Raw genomic sequence first — 16,529 nt, 5'->3', positions numbered from 1 at the left:
CGAATTTAAAGCGCGGCGTTCTTCAGCGGCTGCGGGCGATTGTACGCCCACCACAGCATGCCCAGGCCCGCCAGGATCATCGGCAGGCTAAGCACCTGACCCATGGTCAGCCAGCCCCATGCCAGGTAGCCCAACTGCGCATCCGGTACCCGTACGAATTCGACGATAAAGCGGAAAATCCCGTAGAACAGCGCGAACATGCCCGACACGGCCATGGTTGGGCGTGGCTTGCGCGAGAAGATATACAGAATAAGGAACAGCGCCACACCTTCCAACGCGAACTGGTACAGCTGCGACGGGTGGCGCGGCAGTTGCGCCGGGTCGCTGAACGGCGGGAACACCATCGCCCACGGTACGTCGGTCGGCTTGCCCCACAGCTCGGCGTTGATAAAGTTACCAATGCGCCCGGCGCCCAGGCCGATCGGCACGAAGGGGGCGACGAAGTCCATCAGTTGGAAGAACGACTTGCCATTGCGCCGGCCAAACCACCAGGCGGCGATCATCACGCCGATAAACCCGCCGTGGAACGCCATGCCGCCCTTCCATACTTCGAAGATCAGGGTCGGGTTGGCGAGATACGCAGACAGGTCGTAGAACAGCACATACCCCAGGCGCCCGCCGACGATCACGCCCATCGACATCCAGAACACCATGTCGGAGAGCTTCTCCTTGGTCCAGGTCGGGTCGAAACGGTTCAGGCGCCGGGAAGCCAGCAGCCAGGCACCGCCGATGCCGATCAGGTACATCAACCCGTACCAATGGATTTTCAGCGGACCGATGGCCAGGGCCACCGGGTCGATCTGCGGGTAAGGCAGCATTGCGACTCCTCGTTAAAACATTTAGTCATGACGCACCGGACCATGCCGATGTGCGATTAAGCCTGCGTTACAGCTGCGAGATCAAATTAAGAAGTTCACATACACACCAAACAGCCCGGCATGTTAACGGATCAGAGGTGCGCGGCCCAACTTCGAGACGATGGAACACCGGCGCGTCTGTGGGTAGAGTGGCAAAAACACAAAAGGGGTCACCCGATGTGCCTGATTGTTTTCGCCTGGCGACCGGGCCATGCCCAGCCGTTGATCGTCGCGGCCACCCGCGATGAGTTCTACGCCCGCCCCAGCCTGCCGCTGGCCCAGTGGGCGGATGCGCCCCAGGTCTATGCCGGTCGCGATCAGGAAGCGGGAGGTACGTGGCTTGGGGTGAATGCCGATGGCCGCTTTGCCGCCCTGACCAACATCCGCGACCCGCACCAGCCACCGGCGCGCAGGTCTCGTGGCGAGCTGGTCGCGCGGTTTCTCAGTGGTTCGCTGCCGATTGAGGACTATTTAGCCGATGTGAATGGACGCTCGATTGAATATGCCGGGTTCAACCTGCTGGTGGGCACGCGCGATGAACTGTGGCACTACAACGCCAACGACACCGAACCGACGCGGTTGAAAGCTGGGGTGTACGGGTTATCCAATGCCGGGCTGGATACGCCCTGGCCGAAGTTGGTGAAAACCAAGGCGGCGTTCAGCGCAGTGCTGGAAAACCCCGAGCCTGAGGCACTGCTGGGAATTCTCAGCGACCCACAGACCGCCCCGTTCGCTGAACTGCCAGACACCGGCGTAGGCCTGGCGACCGAAAGCCTGCTGTCGAGCGTGTTTATCGCCAGCCCCAGTTATGGGACACGGGCGAGCACGGCGCTGATTGTGAATGCCGATGGGACGCGCAGGATACTGGAGCGTAGTTTTGGCCCGCACGGTGGGCGGCTGGGTGAGGTTGAACTGGAAATCTGACGGCGCTTGGACTGGCGTCATCGCAGGCAAGCCAGCTCCCACATTTGGAATGCATTCCACAGGTGGGAGCTGGCTTGCCTGCGATGAAGGCGCCTCGGTTTAGAGGGTTTTGGCCGAGGCCGGGTTGATCATCCGGGTCAACCCCAGATTCTTCAGCGCCAATTGCAGCGAGCTGTGGATAACTTGCGGGTTGTCGATGGTCATCAACTCGGCGAGCAAATCCTTGGCCCTGCTCAATTCCACCTGGCGCAGCATCCACTTCACTTTCGGCAAGTTGGTGGCGTTCATCGACAGGCTGTCAAAGCCCATCGCCATCAGCAGCACCGCCGCGGCCGGGTCGCCGGCCATTTCGCCGCAGATACTCACCGGCTTGCCTTCGGCATGGGCGTCGCGCACCACGTGTTGCAGCGCTTGTAGCACCGCCGGGTGCAGGTAGTCGTAGAGGTCGGCCACCCGTGGGTTGTTACGGTCCACGGCCAGCAGGTACTGGGTCAGGTCGTTGGAGCCCACCGACAGGAAGTCTACCTGCCGCGCCAGTTCCTTGGCCTGGTACACCGCCGCCGGGATTTCGATCATCACGCCAATCGGCGGCATCGGCACATCGGCGCCTTCGTCGCGCACTTCGCCCCAGGCGCGGTGGATCAGGTGCAGGGCTTCTTCCAGTTCATGGGTGCCGGAGATCATCGGCAGCAGGATACGCAGGTTGTTCAAGCCCTCGCTGGCCTTGAGCATGGCGCGGGTCTGGACGAGGAAGATTTCGGGATGGTCGAGGGTAACGCGAATACCGCGCCAGCCAAGGAAGGGGTTGTCTTCCTTGATCGGGAAATAGGACAGTGACTTGTCGCCGCCAATGTCCAGGCTGCGCATCGTCACCGGTAACGGGTGGAAGGCTTGCAGTTGCTCGCGATAAATCGCCAGCTGCTCCTTCTCGCTCGGGAAACGCTGGTTGATCATGAACGGCACTTCGGTGCGGTACAGCCCCACCCCTTCGGCGCCGCGTTGTTGCGCACGGGCTACATCCGCCAGCAGGCCGGTATTGACCAGCAGCGGTACGCGGTGGCCGTCGGGAGTGACACACGGCAGCTCGCGTAGCGAATCCAGGCCCTGGGCCAGTTGCTTCTCTTCTTCCACCACCTCGGCGTATTGCTTGCGCAGCACGTCGCTGGGGTTGGTGAACACCTCGCCGCGATGCCCGTCGACGATCATGTCGATGCCATCGACCTTGGAATACGGCAGGTCCACCAGGCCCATCACCGTCGGGATACCCATGGCCCGGGCCAGGATCGCCACGTGGGAGTTACCCGAACCCAATACCGAAACCAGGCCCACCAGCTTGCCTTCAGGCACTTCGCCAAGCTGGGTGGCGGTCAACTCTTCGCTGACCAGGATGGTGTTATCGGGGAAGACCATGTTGGTGCTGCGGTCTTCCTGCAGGTACGCCAACAGACGGCGCCCCAGGTCGCGCACATCCGATGCGCGCTCGCGCAGGTAGGCGTCGTCCATCATTTCGAAACGGTTGACGTGATCGGTGACCACCTGGCGCAACGCGCCCTGGGCCCACTGGCCGGTCTTGATCACGGTCTTGACTTCGTTACCCAGGGACGCGTCGTCGAGCATCATCTGGTACACGTCAAACAGCGCACGCTCTTCGGGGCGCAGTTGGGTGGCCAGCTTGGTCGACAGGTTGCGCATGTCGGCGCGCACGCCTTCGAGGGCGGTCTTGAACAGTTTGATTTCGGCGTCGATGTCGTGGACGGTCTTGTCCGGCACCACATCGAGGTCGGCTGGCGGCAGCATGACCACCGCAGTACCCACCGCGGCGCCCGGCGAACCCGGTACGCCGACGAACTTGGCTTCCTGGATACCCTTGCCCTGGCGCCCCAGGCCGCGAATCGAGCCAGTGGCTTCGGCATGGGCGATAACCCCGGCCAGTTGCGCGCTCATGGTCACCAGGAAGGCTTCTTCGCCTTCGTCGAACTGGCGACGCTCTTTTTGCTGGATGACCAACACGCCGACAACGCGGCGGTGGTGAATGATCGGTGCGCCAAGGAACGAGGCGTAGCGCTCTTCACCGGTTTCGGCAAAGTAGCGATAACGCGGGTGATCGGCCGCGTTCTCGAGGTTAAGGGGTTCTTCACGCGTCCCCACCAGGCCCACCAGACCTTCATTGGGCGCCATGCTGACCTTGCCGATGGAGCGCTTGTTCAAGCCCTCCGTGGCCATCAGCACAAAACGGTTGGTCTCGGGGTCCAGCAGGTAAACCGAGCAGACCTGGCTGCCCATGGCTTCCTTGACGCGCAACACAATAATCCCCAACGCCGCCTTGAGATCCTTGGCGGAGTTAACTTCCTGGACGATCTTGCGCAGCGTATTGAGCATGGCTCGGGGTCGAACTCCGTCGTCAGTCGCGCGCTAAAAGGCGCGGGGCAAGCTCTTTGAGAGCGCGACGATAAACCTCGCGCTTGAATGTCACCACCTGGCCCAACGGGTACCAATAGCTGACCCAGCGCCAGCCATCGAACTCCGGTTTACCGGTCAAATCCATCCGCACCCGCTGCTCGTTGGAGATCAGGCGCAAAAGAAACCATTTCTGCTTCTGGCCGATGCACAGCGGTTGGCTGTGGGTACGCACCAGGCGTTGCGGCAAACGATAGCGCAACCAGCCACGAGTACAGGCCAGAATTTGCACATCTTCGCGCTCAAGGCCGACTTCTTCGTTCAACTCACGGTACAAGGCGTCTTCAGGGGTTTCGTCGGGGTTGATTCCACCTTGAGGAAACTGCCAGGCATCTTGGTTGATTCGGCGAGCCCATAGCACCTGTCCGGCATCATTCGTCAGAATAATGCCGACATTAGGACGGAAACCATCGGGGTCGATCACGGCAACAACCTCGCAAACGCATGTCGCCGCATTGTTCCACAAAGGTTGTTCCAGCGGCAACGAGGCTTCTTACCTTATGTGCACTCTTGTGAAAAGACCGTATTCTGGGCGCCTTTTTACAGACTTTTCAGCGAGTAACTGCAATGCGCCTGGCTTTATTCGACTTGGACAATACCCTTCTGGGCGGTGACAGCGATCACGCCTGGGGCGATTACCTGTGTGAACGCGGGATTCTCGACGCTGTGGCCTACAAGGCCCGTAACGACGAGTTCTACCAGGACTACCTGGCTGGCCGGCTGGATAACGCCGCCTACTTGAACTTCTGCCTGGAAATCCTCGGCCGCACCGAGATGGCCCAGCTGGACGCGTGGCACAACGACTACATGCGCGACTGCATCGAGCCCATCATGCTCCCCAAGGCCGTTGAACTGCTGGCCAAGCACCGCGCCGCCGGTGACAAGCTGGTGATCATCACCGCTACCAACCGCTTCGTCACCGCGCCGATTGCCGAACGCCTGGGCGTCGAGACCTTGATCGCCACTGAATGCGAAATGGTGGATGGCCGCTACACCGGGCGCAGCACCGACGTGCCGTGCTTTCGCGAAGGCAAGGTGACACGTTTGAACCGTTGGTTGGAAGAAACCGGGCACAGCCTGGAAGACAGCTACTTCTACAGCGATTCGATGAATGACTTGCCGTTGCTGGAGCAGGTGACGCACCCGGTGGCGGTGGATCCGGACCCGAATTTGCGAGTTGAGGCCCAGAAGCGGGGTTGGCCGGTGATTACGCTGCGCGACTGATCGACTTCACCTGTAGGAGCGAGCTTGCTCGCGAAAATCGTCAACGCTGACGCGGTCATCCTGAATGAACGCGGCGCCCTTGAGTTTTTCGCGAGCAAGCTCGCTCCTACAGGGAATCAAACCGGCTTGGCGCCCATAAGCCCTGCAATCGCCACAAACCCCACCAGGCTGACCACCGCCAGCACCAGGGTGAAATTCAGGCTCCCGCCCTCGCCCTTGCGCAGCCGATTGAGCCGCGCCACCAGCCAGAACCAGGCCAGCGCCGCCACGGTGTAGAGGATGCTGGAGCCCAAAATCCAGGTTTGCCCCAATGGCCAGCCGAGCAGGTGCACCAGCCACCAGCCGGTGAACGGCATGCTCACCAGGCAAATGCCCATCAGCAGCCATACAAATGCCCAGGGGCGTTGCACGGTCGCGGCCGGGCCGGCGCTACGTTTACGCCACGCCAATACAGCCAGGCCGAGGCCGCTGAGCAGCAGCAATACGGTGGCGGTGATGTGGATCACCTTGAGGGTGGTCAGCGTTTCCATGGTCTCTATTCCTTATAGGCCGCTCAGTCAGCGTAGTCGCTCAACCGAGGAACAGCTGGTAAGCCGGGTTTTCGCTTTCATCCCAGTAGGGGTAACCGATTTGCGCCAAGGCCGCGGGCACCAGGTGGCGCTCGTCTGCCGGCACTTGCAAGCCCGCCACCACTCGGCCGTCAGCCGCGCCGTGGTTGCGGTAGTGGAACATTGAGATGTTCCAGCGCCCGCCGAGCTTGTTGAGGAAGTTGAACAACGCCCCCGGCCGCTCCGGAAACTCGAAACGAAACACCAGCTCGTCGCTGACTTTGGCCGCATGCCCGCCGACCATATGGCGAATGTGCAACTTGGCCAGTTCGTTCTCGGTGAGGTCCAGCACCGGGAAACCCTGGCTGGTCAGGCTGGCCACCAACGCGCTGCGCGGGTCGTTTTCCGGGTGGGTTTGCACGCCGACGAAAATGTGCGCTTCGCTGCCGGAGTGGTAGCGGTAGTTGAATTCGGTGATCTGGCGCTTGCCCACCGCCTCGCAGAAGGCCTTGAAGCTGCCCGGTCGCTCGGGGATGGTCACAGCGATGATGGCCTCACGACCTTCACCCAACTCGGCGCGCTCGGCCACATGGCGCAAGCGGTCGAAGTTGACGTTAGCACCCGAGTCGATGGCGACAAAGCTCTGGCCGCTGACGCCACGGGTCTCGACGTACTTTTTGATCCCGGCCACACCCAGCGCACCGGCCGGTTCGGTGATGGAGCGGGTGTCATCGTAGATGTCCTTGATCGCCGCACAGATTTCATCGGTGCTGACGGTGATCACTTCATCCACATAGTCTTTGCAGATGTCGAAGGTATGCTGGCCGATCTGCGCCACCGCCACGCCGTCGGCGAAGATCCCCACAGTCGGCAATACCACACGCTCGCCCGCCGCCATGGCGGCTTGCAGGCAGTTGGAATCGTCCGGTTCCACGCCGATGATCTTGATCTCCGGGCGCAGGTATTTCACATACGCCGCAATCCCGGCGATCAGCCCGCCGCCGCCCACCGGTACGAAAATCGCGTCCAAAGGCCCTGGGTGCTGGCGCAGGATCTCCATCGCCACGGTGCCCTGCCCGGCAATGGTGTGCGGATCATCGTAAGGGTGGATGTACACGTAGCCTTTTTCGTCGACCAGCTTGAGCGAGTAGGCCAGGGCTTCCGGGAAGGAATCACCGTGCAATACCACTTTGCCGCCACGGGAGCGCACGCCTTCGACCTTGATCTCCGGGGTGGTCTTGGGCATCACGATGGTGGCTTTCACCCCCAGCACCTTGGCCGCCAGGGCCAGGCCCTGGGCATGGTTGCCGGCCGACGCGGTGACGACGCCGCGTGCACGTTCTTCGGCACTGAGCTGGGTCAGCTTGTTGTAGGCGCCGCGAATCTTGAACGAGAACACCGGCTGCAAGTCTTCGCGCTTGAGCCAAATCTTGTTACCCAGCCGCTCGGAGAGCTGGCGGGCAGTCTGCAAGGGGGTTTCCACGGCGATGTCGTAAACGCGCGAGGTGAGGATTTTTTTGACGTAGTGTTCAAGCATCGGCAGGCATCTACTTCACGGGTTGGGCAGGGCCAAGGAGTCTAACCCAGCGTTTGGCCGGGCGACCACACGAATCCCGAGGTTTTGTTGGGTTATACTCGCCGCCCTCGTTAATTCCCCGCCCGTTCCGGAGCCCGCATGACCCAGGATCAACTCAAACAGGCAGTGGCCCAGGCCGCTGTCGATTTAATCCTTCCTAAACTCGACGACAAGAGCATCGTCGGTGTCGGCACCGGTTCCACCGCCAACTGCTTTATCGACGCACTGGCCCAGCACAAGGGCGCGTTCGACGGCGCCGTCGCCAGTTCCGAAGCCACCGCTGCCCGCCTCAAGGGCCATGGCATTCCGGTGTACGAACTCAACACCGTGAGCGACCTGGAGTTCTACGTCGACGGCGCCGATGAAAGCGACGAACACCTGAACCTGATCAAAGGCGGCGGCGCGGCCCTCACCCGCGAGAAGATTGTCGCGGCCGTGGCCAAGACCTTCATTTGCATCGCCGACGCGAGCAAGCTGGTCCCCGTGCTGGGCACGTTCCCACTGCCGGTAGAAGTCATCCCCATGGCCCGCAGCCACGTGGCCCGCGAGCTGGTGAAACTGGGCGGCGACCCGGTGTACCGCGAAGGTGTGTTGACCGACAACGGCAACATCATCCTCGACGTGTTCAATATGCAGATCACCAACCCGGTGGAGCTTGAGACGCAGATCAACGCCATTGTGGGCGTGGTCACCAACGGCCTGTTCGCGGCGCGCCCGGCGGATGTATTGCTGCTGGGCACCCCGGAAGGCGTGAAAACCCTCAAGGCCTGACCCTGTGGGAGCCGGGCTTGCCCGCGATGCAGACGACTCGGTGTATCAATGGATACCGAGGCGATGCCATCGCAGGCAAGCCAGCTCCCACATGTGTTAGCGCTCGGCTATAAAGCGATGTAACAAAAACGCTACTTTTCGCAGCACTCCTCGCCAAAACCGTGCGCTCTGTCACGGCATCCTCTGCCCCGCCTGGTATCCAATCCGTTACAAATTACAGCCACGCGACCCACGCGTTTAACAATGCGCCAATTCGCAGCCGCCCAGGGAATGAGGCGCGCATTGTGCAAAGGGTCTGGGCTTGAACGTCCCCCTCACCTCAAGGAAGACCTTGTGATAAAGCCCTTAGCCCTCGCCGTCAGCGTTGCCGGTGCCTTGCTGTCCACGCATACCCAGGCCTACGATTACGGCCAGCACGCCAACACCACCCTGGAAAAACTGATCAACGACTACCCTGGCCGTTATCGCGGCACGGCAAATTTTGCCGGGGCAGCCGACTGGATGCAGAGCCAGATGGGCACGGCCTATAGCATCAGCCGCCAGGACTTCACCTGGAATAACGGCAGACGGGCTTCGCAAAACGTGGTGGCCTCTGCCGCTGGCACCAAGGCCCAGTACGTGGTGATTGGCGCGCATTTCGATACCTACTTCGGCCGCCCGACCCTGCAAGGCCTGGATGACAACGGTTCCGGCGCCAGCGTGTTGACCGAGGTGGCGAAGAACCTCGGCGGCCTGTCACTGGAAAATGGCCTGCAAATCGTTGGCTTCGGCGCCGAAGAAGAGGGCCTGCGTGGCTCCCGGGCCTTTGTCGACTCACTCAGCGCCAGCCAGCGCGCCAACATGCTCGCGATGATCAACCTCGACAGCCTGATCACCGGCGACATGATGTACGCCCACGCCGGCCAGAACAGCACCGCCAACCCGGCGTTGGCCTCCTTGCGTGAGCACACCTTCCAGATCGCCAAGGAGTTGAACATCCCGTTGTTCAGCAACCCCGGCCTCGACCCGCAGTACCCAAAGGGCACCGGCTGCTGCAGCGATGGTGAAGCGTTCGAACCGCTGAATATCCCGATCCTTTATATAGAGGCCACCAACTGGGAACTGGGCGACCTGGACGGCTACACCCAGACCGACAACCCGAAAATCCCCGGCGGCTCGACCTGGCACGATCCGAACGAAGACAACAAAGCCGTGCTGACCGATGCATTCGGCCAGGCGCGCATCGACCAGCGCCTGCGTGACTATTCACGCCTGCTCAGCCGCCTGGTGCTGGAACTGACCAACGCCGACCTGATGGCCTCGACCGCTTCCGGCGGTGCCGTTGCGCGCAATATGCAAGACAACATGCAGCGCCAGCATCAGGCTCTGGTGCGCCTGCATGATCGCCGTTGGCTGACCCTGCAAGCGGCCAGCCGCGAGGTCGCAAGCTTCGATGGCGAGATCGGCGTGGATGGCGAATACAACCCGGACAGCGGCTTCGACACGGCCCCCAACCCCGAAGCCCGACGCCTGGGTCTGCACGCCCTCGGCGACTACCAACTGACTTCAAGCCTGAATATCGGCGCCAGCCTCAGCTACCTCAATGGGCGCGACAAGCTGGAGCATCGCGGCAAGCTCGACAGCGACACCTGGCAGGCAGCCGTCTATGCGCTGCTCAACGATGGCGGGCCACGCTGGCTGGCCGGTGACCTGAGCGTGGGCCACACGCGCTTCGACTCCAAGCGCAACCTGGTCATCCAGGCCAATGGCGGGCCGATCCTGCCCAACCAGCAACTGACGGGCGACACCGATGCCTTGGCGGTGGGCGCACGGGGGCTGGGTGGCTATGACTTTGAGTTTGGCGCGATCAAGAGCGGGCCGTTCGCCGGCCTGGACTACAGCCATTACCGCATCGACAAGTTCCGCGAAAAGCAGAACCTGCGTACGGCCCTGGAGTACGAAGAGCAGTCTTTCGACTCCCTGGAAGCCAGCTTCGGCTGGCGCGTGCGCGGCGCTGTTGCCCTGCCCTATGGCCTGAACCTGATGCCCTACGGCGACATCGCCTGGGTCAAGGAATTGGCCGACGGCCGCCGGGACGACCTGCAACTCACCGCACGCGCCGATGGCCAGGCCCGCACCGCCAGGCTGGGCTCAGTGGACAAGAGCTTTGCTCGCGCACAACTCGGCAGCCAACTGGCGATCACCCCACAGTTGGGCGTGTTTGCCGAGGTCAATGGCCGCCTCGGGCATGCTGAAGGCAGCCAGACCGGTTATTCGCTGGGCGTGCAATGGATGTTCTGATCAGGGTTTCTTGAACACGTAAAACAGGTTCGGCTCGCTGACCATGTACAGCGTGCCGTCGTCATCCATGGCGATCCCTTCGGCCTGGGGCACACGCTTGCTCAGGCCATGGCGCCCTTTAAGCAACGACAGACTGCTTAGAGGGCGACCATCAATATCCAGCTCCAAGACCAGGAACGACTCATCCGACAGCGCCAACAGATGGCCGCTGCGCTCGTCGTATTGCAGGCTCGACAGGTCGCGCACAAACAGCCCGGCATCGCGCTTGGGGTTGTTGATCACATGCACCGAATAGGTTTTTTCCGGCTTGAAATGGGGAAACCCATGCACCTCGTAGATCAGCATGGGGTCGCGCTCCTTGGCCACGAACAGGCGCTTGCCCACCGAGTCGTAGGCCAACCCTTCAAAGCCCTTGTTGCCGCCGACGTGCACGCCCAGGGTCATTTGCTCCGCATCGGCGGCGTCGAGGAACTTCGTGTCATCATCCACATGCACCTTGATCAAGCGCTGCTGGCGCTCATCACTGATGACGTAGATGTTGTCGCTGATAAATTCCACCGCTTCGGCATCGCCAAAGCCCACCAGGGGAATACGCCGCAGGATCTTGCCCTCCAGCGACAACTCGACCAGTTCGGCGTTTTTATTGGTGACGGTAAACAGGCTTTTGCGCACGGGGTCGTAGGTCAGGGCCGAGACATCGTCGTCGAGCCCTTCGATCACCTGGCCTTCGAGGGGGACGCGATAATCCGCCAGGCCAATGGCGCGCTCATCGGCAGGCTGGTACCACACCCGCCAGTTGAACCAGGCGCGTTCGAACAGACGGAACTGCTGTGCCACCAACCCGGCAACCACCAGGGCGAGCAGCAGCAGGATGAAAACAACAGGTTTGGGGCGGGCAAATCGGCGCATCGGGGCGGGCTCAGAGAAAAAACTGGCGAATAGATATCAAGGTCACCTGAATTTAAACTTAAACGCACCGGACTGTCTGGCGAATGCCGTTTATAAAGAAAAGTCTGACGTAATTCGTCAGTTATTTCCGCTTTTCAAAACGATAGAACAGGTTTGGCTCACTGACCATGTACAGATTGCCGCTCTCGTCCATGGTCACGCCTTCGGCACGGGGGATCGTGTCTTTCAGGCCATTGAAGCCGCCAAGCAAGGTCATGAAGCTGACTTGCTCGCCCGTTTCATCCAGTTCCAGCAGCAGGTGGGAATCGGCCGACAGCACCAGCAAATGCCCGGTACGTGGGTCGATGGACAGGGCCGAGAGATTGCGCACATCCAATTCGGTGCTGGCCAGTTTTTGCTTGTCGCCGGTCAGCGTATTGCCATCGCTTTTCCAGGTGAACAAGGCCGGCGGGCGCTCTTCGCCCAGCACCAGCTGCTGGTTGCGCTTGTCCCAGGTGACGGCTTCGAAGGCTTTGTTCTGGTCTTTGGACGGGCCCAGGTCATGGCTGGGGAAATCGGCCTTGTTCAGCGCCGTAGTGCCGGCGTCGACCTTGACCACGGTCAGGCTGTGATCGCGTTCATCGACCACCGCCATCAAGCCGTTTTCCATCACCGCCACACCTTCCGGATTGTTCCAGCCGTTGAGCGGCATCTTGCGCAACACATCGCCTTGCAGGCTCAGCTCAACCAGAAAGGGGTTCTTGCCCATCACCGAAAACAGGGTTTTGGTCTGCGGGTTATAGGACAGGTCTGATGCCTCATCCTTCTCCATACCGGGCAGCAACTTGGCGTCGATCACCGCGTGATAGTCCGGCAGCCACACACTTTCCCGGCGTTCGGCCGAACTTTCGAAACGCTCCAGCACCCACAGCAGACCGCGATCGTCCCAGTGCATGGCCCAGGCGACGCCATACAAAATGGCACCGGCCAAAAATACCCAGGAATACCAGCGCATGGACAAGCGGGAGCGGAGCGAGGTTTTCGAAGTGGGCAGAGGTACGACCATTGAGCGCTTTTCCGGAAAGTCAGCTGTAGGGGATAGCACAGGATTCAAGGACCCGCGCGCAAGAGCAGGAAATTATCCGGATGGAGTGTGAAAAAAATGCAAAAGCGAGAATTCAGGATGTAATGAAGATCCAATGTGGGAGCGGGCTTGCTAGCGAATGCGGTGGTCCAGTCGTTGATGCATTGACTGACACTGCGCATTCGCGAGCAAGCCCGCTCCCACAGTTTGATCGTAGTTTGCCTGCTACTTAGCGCACGACGCTTTCGAAACAGTTCACACCCGCCAGCTCCAACACCACTTCATCGCCCACACTCAACGGGCCAACGCCTGCCGGGGTGCCGGTCAGGATCACGTCGCCCGCCTGCAGGGAAAAGCAGCCCGCCATGTACTGAATCATCGGCACAATCGGGTTGAGCATCTGCGCGCTGTTGCCGTCCTGGCGCACTTCGCCGTTGATGCTCAGGCGAATGCCGATATCGGTCACGTCTGCAAAGGTACTGCTGACCACGAAGGGGGCAATCACCGCCGCGCCATCGAACGACTTGGCGATTTCCCACGGCAGGCCCTTGGCTTTGAGCTCGGCCTGTTTGTCGCGCAGGGTCAGGTCCAGGGCCGGGGCGAAGCCGGAGATGGCGTCCAGCACTTCTTCCCGGCTCGGCTTGGCGGACAAAGGCTTGCCGATCAACACGGCGATTTCCGCTTCGTAGTGCACCGAGCCACGCTCGGTCGGAATGGCAAAGCCGCCTTCCAACGGCACCACGCAACTGCCCGGCTTGATGAACAGTAACGGCTCGGTGGGCACCGGGTTGTCCAGTTCCTTGGCGTGTTCGGCGTAGTTACGCCCGATGCACACCACTTTACCCACCGGGAAGTGGATGTTGGTGCCGTCGACATACTTGTGCTGGTAGCTCATGGAACGACTCCTTCAGGTGCGATTAAACAGCGAAGATCTTGCCGGGGTTCATGATCCCGTTAGGGTCGAACACCGCTTTGACGGCCTTCATGTATTCGATTTCAACCGGTGAACGGCTGTACGTCAGGTAATCGCGCTTGGTCATGCCCACGCCGTGCTCGGCGGAAATCGAGCCGTTGTACTTGGCGACGGTCTCGAATACCCACTTGTTCACGGTGGCGCACTTGGCAAAGAACTCGTCTTTGCTCAGGTTTTCCGGCTTGAGAATGTTCAGGTGCAGGTTGCCGTCACCGATATGGCCGAACCAGACAATTTCGAAGTCCGGGTAGTGTTCGCCGACAATCGCGTCAATTTCGCTCAGGAACGCTGGCACTTTCGAGACGGTCACCGAGATGTCGTTCTTGTACGGCGTCCAGTGGGAAATGGTTTCGGAGATGTACTCGCGCAGTTTCCACAGGTTGTGCAGCTGGGTTTCGCTCTGGCTCATCACGCCATCCAGCACCCAGCCCTGCTCCACGCAATGTTCGAACGTTTCCAGGGCGTGGTTGGCGACTTCTTCGGTGGTGGCTTCGAATTCCAGCAGAGCGTAGAACGGGCACTCGGTTTCGAACGGCGCCGGCACGTCGCCACGACCAAGGACTTTGGCCAGGGCCTTGTCGGAGAAGAATTCGAAGGCGGTCAGGTCCAGCTTGCTCTGGAAGGCATGCAGCACCGGCATGATCGAGTCGAAATCAGTCGTGCCGAGCACCATTGCCGTGAGGTTCTTTGGCGCACGGTCCAGGCGCATGGTGGCTTCGACCACAAAGCCCAGGGTGCCCTCGGCGCCGATAAACAGCTGGCGCATGTCGTAGCCGGTGGCGTTCTTGATCAGGTCGCGGTTCAGCTCCAGCACATCGCCTTTGCCGGTGACGACCTTCATGCCGGCCACCCAGTTGCGGGTCATACCGTAGCGAATTACTTTGATCCCGCCGGCATTGGTGCCGATATTGCCGCCAATCTGGCTGGAACCGGACGAGGCGAAGTCCACCGGATAATACAGGCCGTTTTCTTCAGCGACGTTCTGCAGTTGCTTGGTGACCACACCCGGCTGGCACACGGCGGTGCGGTCGGTGAGGTTCACGTCGAAAACCTGGTTCATATAGTCGAACGACACCACCACTTCGCCATTGGCGGCAACGGCAGCAGCCGACAGACCGGTGCGCCCGCCCGATGGCACCAGCGCCACCTTGTGCTCATTGGCCCAACGCACGATGGCCTGTACCTGCTCGGTGGTCTTGGGGAACACGATGGCGCTAGGTGCGGGTGCGAAGTGCTTGGTCCAATCCTTGCCGTAAGCCTCCAGGGAGTCGGCGTCGGTCAGCACTTTGCCGGGCTCAACCAGGGTCTTTAGCTCATCAATCAGGGCAGGATGGGTCATCGACAGAACTCTCGAACAATTCATGGTCATCCTGAGAACGCTTCACGTCGCAGGAATAGGTGTTTAGCGGGGTGCGTATGCTAGCATACCGCCCCCGCAGGACAGACCCAAAGGGCGTTTCTGCGGTGACGGCTTTCCTGCCGTCCGGGTCAGCTTGCGCTGCTCGACTCCCTGCCAATTTTCTCCGGGATACAGGTTTACGCAGATGAGCAAGACTTCTCTCGATAAGAGCAAGATCAAGTTCCTTCTTCTGGAAGGCGTCCACCCATCGGCTGTCGACGTTCTGAAAGCCGCCGGGTACACCAGCATTGAGTACATCACCAGTTCTCTGCCGGAAGCCCAGCTCAAGGAAAAGATCGCCGACGCGCACTTTATCGGCATTCGCTCCCGCACTCAGCTGACCGAAGAGATCTTCGACCACGCCAAGAAACTCGTGGCTGTCGGCTGTTTCTGCATCGGCACCAACCAGGTCGACCTCAATGCAGCGCGCGAGCGCGGCATCGCGGTGTTCAACGCACCGTACTCCAACACCCGTTCCGTTGCGGAGCTGGTGCTGGCCGAGGCCATCCTGCTGCTGCGCGGTATCCCTGAGAAGAACGCTTCCTGCCACCGTGGCGGCTGGATCAAGAGCGCGGCCAACTCCTTCGAAATCCGCGGCAAGAAGCTGGGCATCGTCGGCTACGGCTCGATCGGCACGCAACTGTCGGTGTTGGCTGAAGGCCTGGGCATGCAGGTGTTCTTCTACGACACCCTGACCAAGCTGCCGTTGGGCAACGCCACCCAAGTGGCCAGCCTGACCGAGCTGCTGGGCATGTCCGACATCGTCACCCTGCACGTTCCGGAAACGGCCGAGACTCAGTGGATGATCGGTGAGAAGGAAATCCGCGCGATCAAGAAAGGCGGGATCCTGATCAACGCCGCTCGCGGCACCGTGGTCGAGCTGGATGCCCTGGCCGACGCGATCAAGGACAAGCACCTGATCGGCGCTGCCATCGACGTGTTCCCGGTGGAGCCACGCTCCAACGATGACATCTTCGAAAGCCCGCTACGTGGCCTGGACAACGTGATCCTGACCCCGCACATCGGCGGTTCCCCCGCTGAAGCCCAAGCCAACATCGGCCTGGAAGTCTCGGAAAAACTGGTCAAGTACAGCGACAACGGTACCTCGGTATCGTCGGTCAACTTCCCGGAAGTGGCCCTGCCGGCTCACCCGGGCAAGCACCGTCTGCTGCACATCCACCAGAACATCCCTGGCGTGATGATGGAGATCAACAAGGTCTTCGCGGAAAACGGCATCAACATCTCCGGTCAGTTCCTGCAGACCAACGAGAAGGTCGGCTACGTGGTGATCGACGTCGACGCCGAGTACTCGGACCTGGCGCAAGAGAAGCTGCAGCACATCAACGGCACTATTCGTAGCCGCGTGCTTTTCTAGTAGGCGCGAGCTTGCTCGCGAAAATCCCAAGGCCGCCGCGTTTAAACAGGTTAAACGCGTCATCGTTGACGTTCTTCGCGAGCAAGCTCGCGCCTACTAGAAAAGCACGCGGCTACGAATAGTGCCGTTGATGTGCTGCAGCTTCTCTTGCGCCAGGTCCGAGTACTCGGCGT

At 60.8% G+C, this 16,529-nt stretch carries 15 protein-coding genes; 5 read left to right on the top strand and 10 right to left on the bottom strand.

From position 1 onward, the window contains the following. Positions 1–5: 5 nt before the first annotated feature. The gene (gene lgt, locus CER19_RS19500; protein ID WP_003195189.1) at positions 6–818 is read right to left on the bottom strand and encodes a prolipoprotein diacylglyceryl transferase; all 813 of its coding nucleotides are present in this window, start codon (positions 816–818) and stop codon (positions 6–8) included. A gap of 216 nt (positions 819–1,034) precedes the next feature. On the opposite strand from lgt, the gene CER19_RS19495 reads away from it, so the two are divergent. Continuing rightward, entirely contained in the window at positions 1,035–1,781 is a 747-nt protein-coding gene (locus CER19_RS19495) for an NRDE family protein (protein WP_116667620.1), read from the top strand. A gap of 99 nt (positions 1,782–1,880) precedes the next feature. Here the strand turns inward: CER19_RS19495 and ptsP are convergent, their stop codons facing one another. Together ptsP and CER19_RS19485 are read right to left on the bottom strand one after the other, a co-directional pair. Further along, on the bottom strand, positions 1,881–4,160 hold the full coding sequence (ptsP, locus tag CER19_RS19490) for a phosphoenolpyruvate--protein phosphotransferase (RefSeq protein WP_116667619.1): 2,280 nt from the start codon (positions 4,158–4,160) through the stop codon (positions 1,881–1,883). Positions 4,161–4,182: 22 nt separating this feature from the next. Further along, positions 4,183–4,662 (bottom strand): RNA pyrophosphohydrolase, encoded by a 480-nt coding sequence (locus CER19_RS19485; RefSeq protein WP_003176750.1) that lies wholly within the window; start codon positions 4,660–4,662, stop codon positions 4,183–4,185. A 143-nt stretch (positions 4,663–4,805) separates the two neighbouring features. On the opposite strand from CER19_RS19485, the gene CER19_RS19480 reads away from it, so the two are divergent. Further along, positions 4,806–5,462, top strand: a complete 657-nt coding sequence (locus CER19_RS19480; protein ID WP_116667618.1) for an HAD family phosphatase — start codon at positions 4,806–4,808, stop codon at positions 5,460–5,462. Between the two features lie 116 nt (positions 5,463–5,578). Here CER19_RS19480 and CER19_RS19475 read toward each other — a convergent pair whose 3' ends face one another. After that, positions 5,579–5,992 carry a DUF2269 family protein gene (locus CER19_RS19475; RefSeq protein ID WP_014720366.1) on the bottom strand — a complete coding sequence of 138 codons (414 nt, stop codon included), beginning with the start codon at positions 5,990–5,992 and terminating at the stop codon, positions 5,579–5,581. A gap of 40 nt (positions 5,993–6,032) precedes the next feature. Further along, the gene (ilvA, locus tag CER19_RS19470) at positions 6,033–7,547 is read right to left on the bottom strand and encodes a threonine ammonia-lyase, biosynthetic (RefSeq protein ID WP_116667617.1); all 1,515 of its coding nucleotides are present in this window, start codon (positions 7,545–7,547) and stop codon (positions 6,033–6,035) included. A 138-nt stretch (positions 7,548–7,685) separates the two neighbouring features. On the opposite strand from ilvA, the gene rpiA reads away from it, so the two are divergent. Further along, positions 7,686–8,357, top strand: a complete 672-nt coding sequence (gene rpiA, locus CER19_RS19465) for a ribose-5-phosphate isomerase RpiA (protein WP_003195201.1) — start codon at positions 7,686–7,688, stop codon at positions 8,355–8,357. Between the two features lie 333 nt (positions 8,358–8,690). Continuing rightward, positions 8,691–10,637 carry an autotransporter domain-containing protein gene (locus tag CER19_RS19460; RefSeq protein WP_116667616.1) on the top strand — a complete coding sequence of 649 codons (1,947 nt, stop codon included), beginning with the start codon at positions 8,691–8,693 and terminating at the stop codon, positions 10,635–10,637. Here CER19_RS19460 and CER19_RS19455 read toward each other — a convergent pair whose 3' ends face one another. From CER19_RS19455 to CER19_RS19440, 4 genes are all read right to left on the bottom strand, one after another. After that, positions 10,638–11,546, bottom strand: a complete 909-nt coding sequence (locus CER19_RS19455) for an SdiA-regulated domain-containing protein (RefSeq protein WP_116667615.1) — start codon at positions 11,544–11,546, stop codon at positions 10,638–10,640. It lies immediately after the preceding gene. 121 nt (positions 11,547–11,667) lie between these two features. Then, positions 11,668–12,591 carry an SdiA-regulated domain-containing protein gene (locus tag CER19_RS19450; RefSeq protein WP_116667614.1) on the bottom strand — a complete coding sequence of 308 codons (924 nt, stop codon included), beginning with the start codon at positions 12,589–12,591 and terminating at the stop codon, positions 11,668–11,670. Positions 12,592–12,838: 247 nt separating this feature from the next. Beyond that, the gene (locus tag CER19_RS19445; protein WP_116667613.1) at positions 12,839–13,504 is read right to left on the bottom strand and encodes a fumarylacetoacetate hydrolase family protein; all 666 of its coding nucleotides are present in this window, start codon (positions 13,502–13,504) and stop codon (positions 12,839–12,841) included. 22 nt (positions 13,505–13,526) lie between these two features. After that, the gene (locus tag CER19_RS19440; RefSeq protein WP_116667612.1) at positions 13,527–14,921 is read right to left on the bottom strand and encodes an FAD-binding oxidoreductase; all 1,395 of its coding nucleotides are present in this window, start codon (positions 14,919–14,921) and stop codon (positions 13,527–13,529) included. 205 nt (positions 14,922–15,126) lie between these two features. Here CER19_RS19440 and serA point away from each other — a divergent pair, with 205 nt between their 5' ends. Next, the gene (serA, locus tag CER19_RS19430) at positions 15,127–16,356 is read left to right on the top strand and encodes a phosphoglycerate dehydrogenase (protein WP_116667611.1); all 1,230 of its coding nucleotides are present in this window, start codon (positions 15,127–15,129) and stop codon (positions 16,354–16,356) included. Between the two features lie 96 nt (positions 16,357–16,452). On the opposite strand, the gene CER19_RS29140 is transcribed toward serA, so the two are convergent. Next, positions 16,453–16,529, bottom strand: a 77-nt coding sequence (locus CER19_RS29140) for a hypothetical protein (protein WP_256660497.1), incomplete at its 5' end; no start/stop codon positions are given.

Origin of the sequence: Pseudomonas sp. GL93, assembly GCF_003408955.1 — a bacterium.
Taxonomy (GTDB): domain Bacteria; phylum Pseudomonadota; class Gammaproteobacteria; order Pseudomonadales; family Pseudomonadaceae; genus Aquipseudomonas; species Aquipseudomonas paracarnis.
The sequence above is the reverse complement of the archived record's forward strand: the minus strand, read 5'-3'. Positions and strand labels throughout refer to the sequence as shown.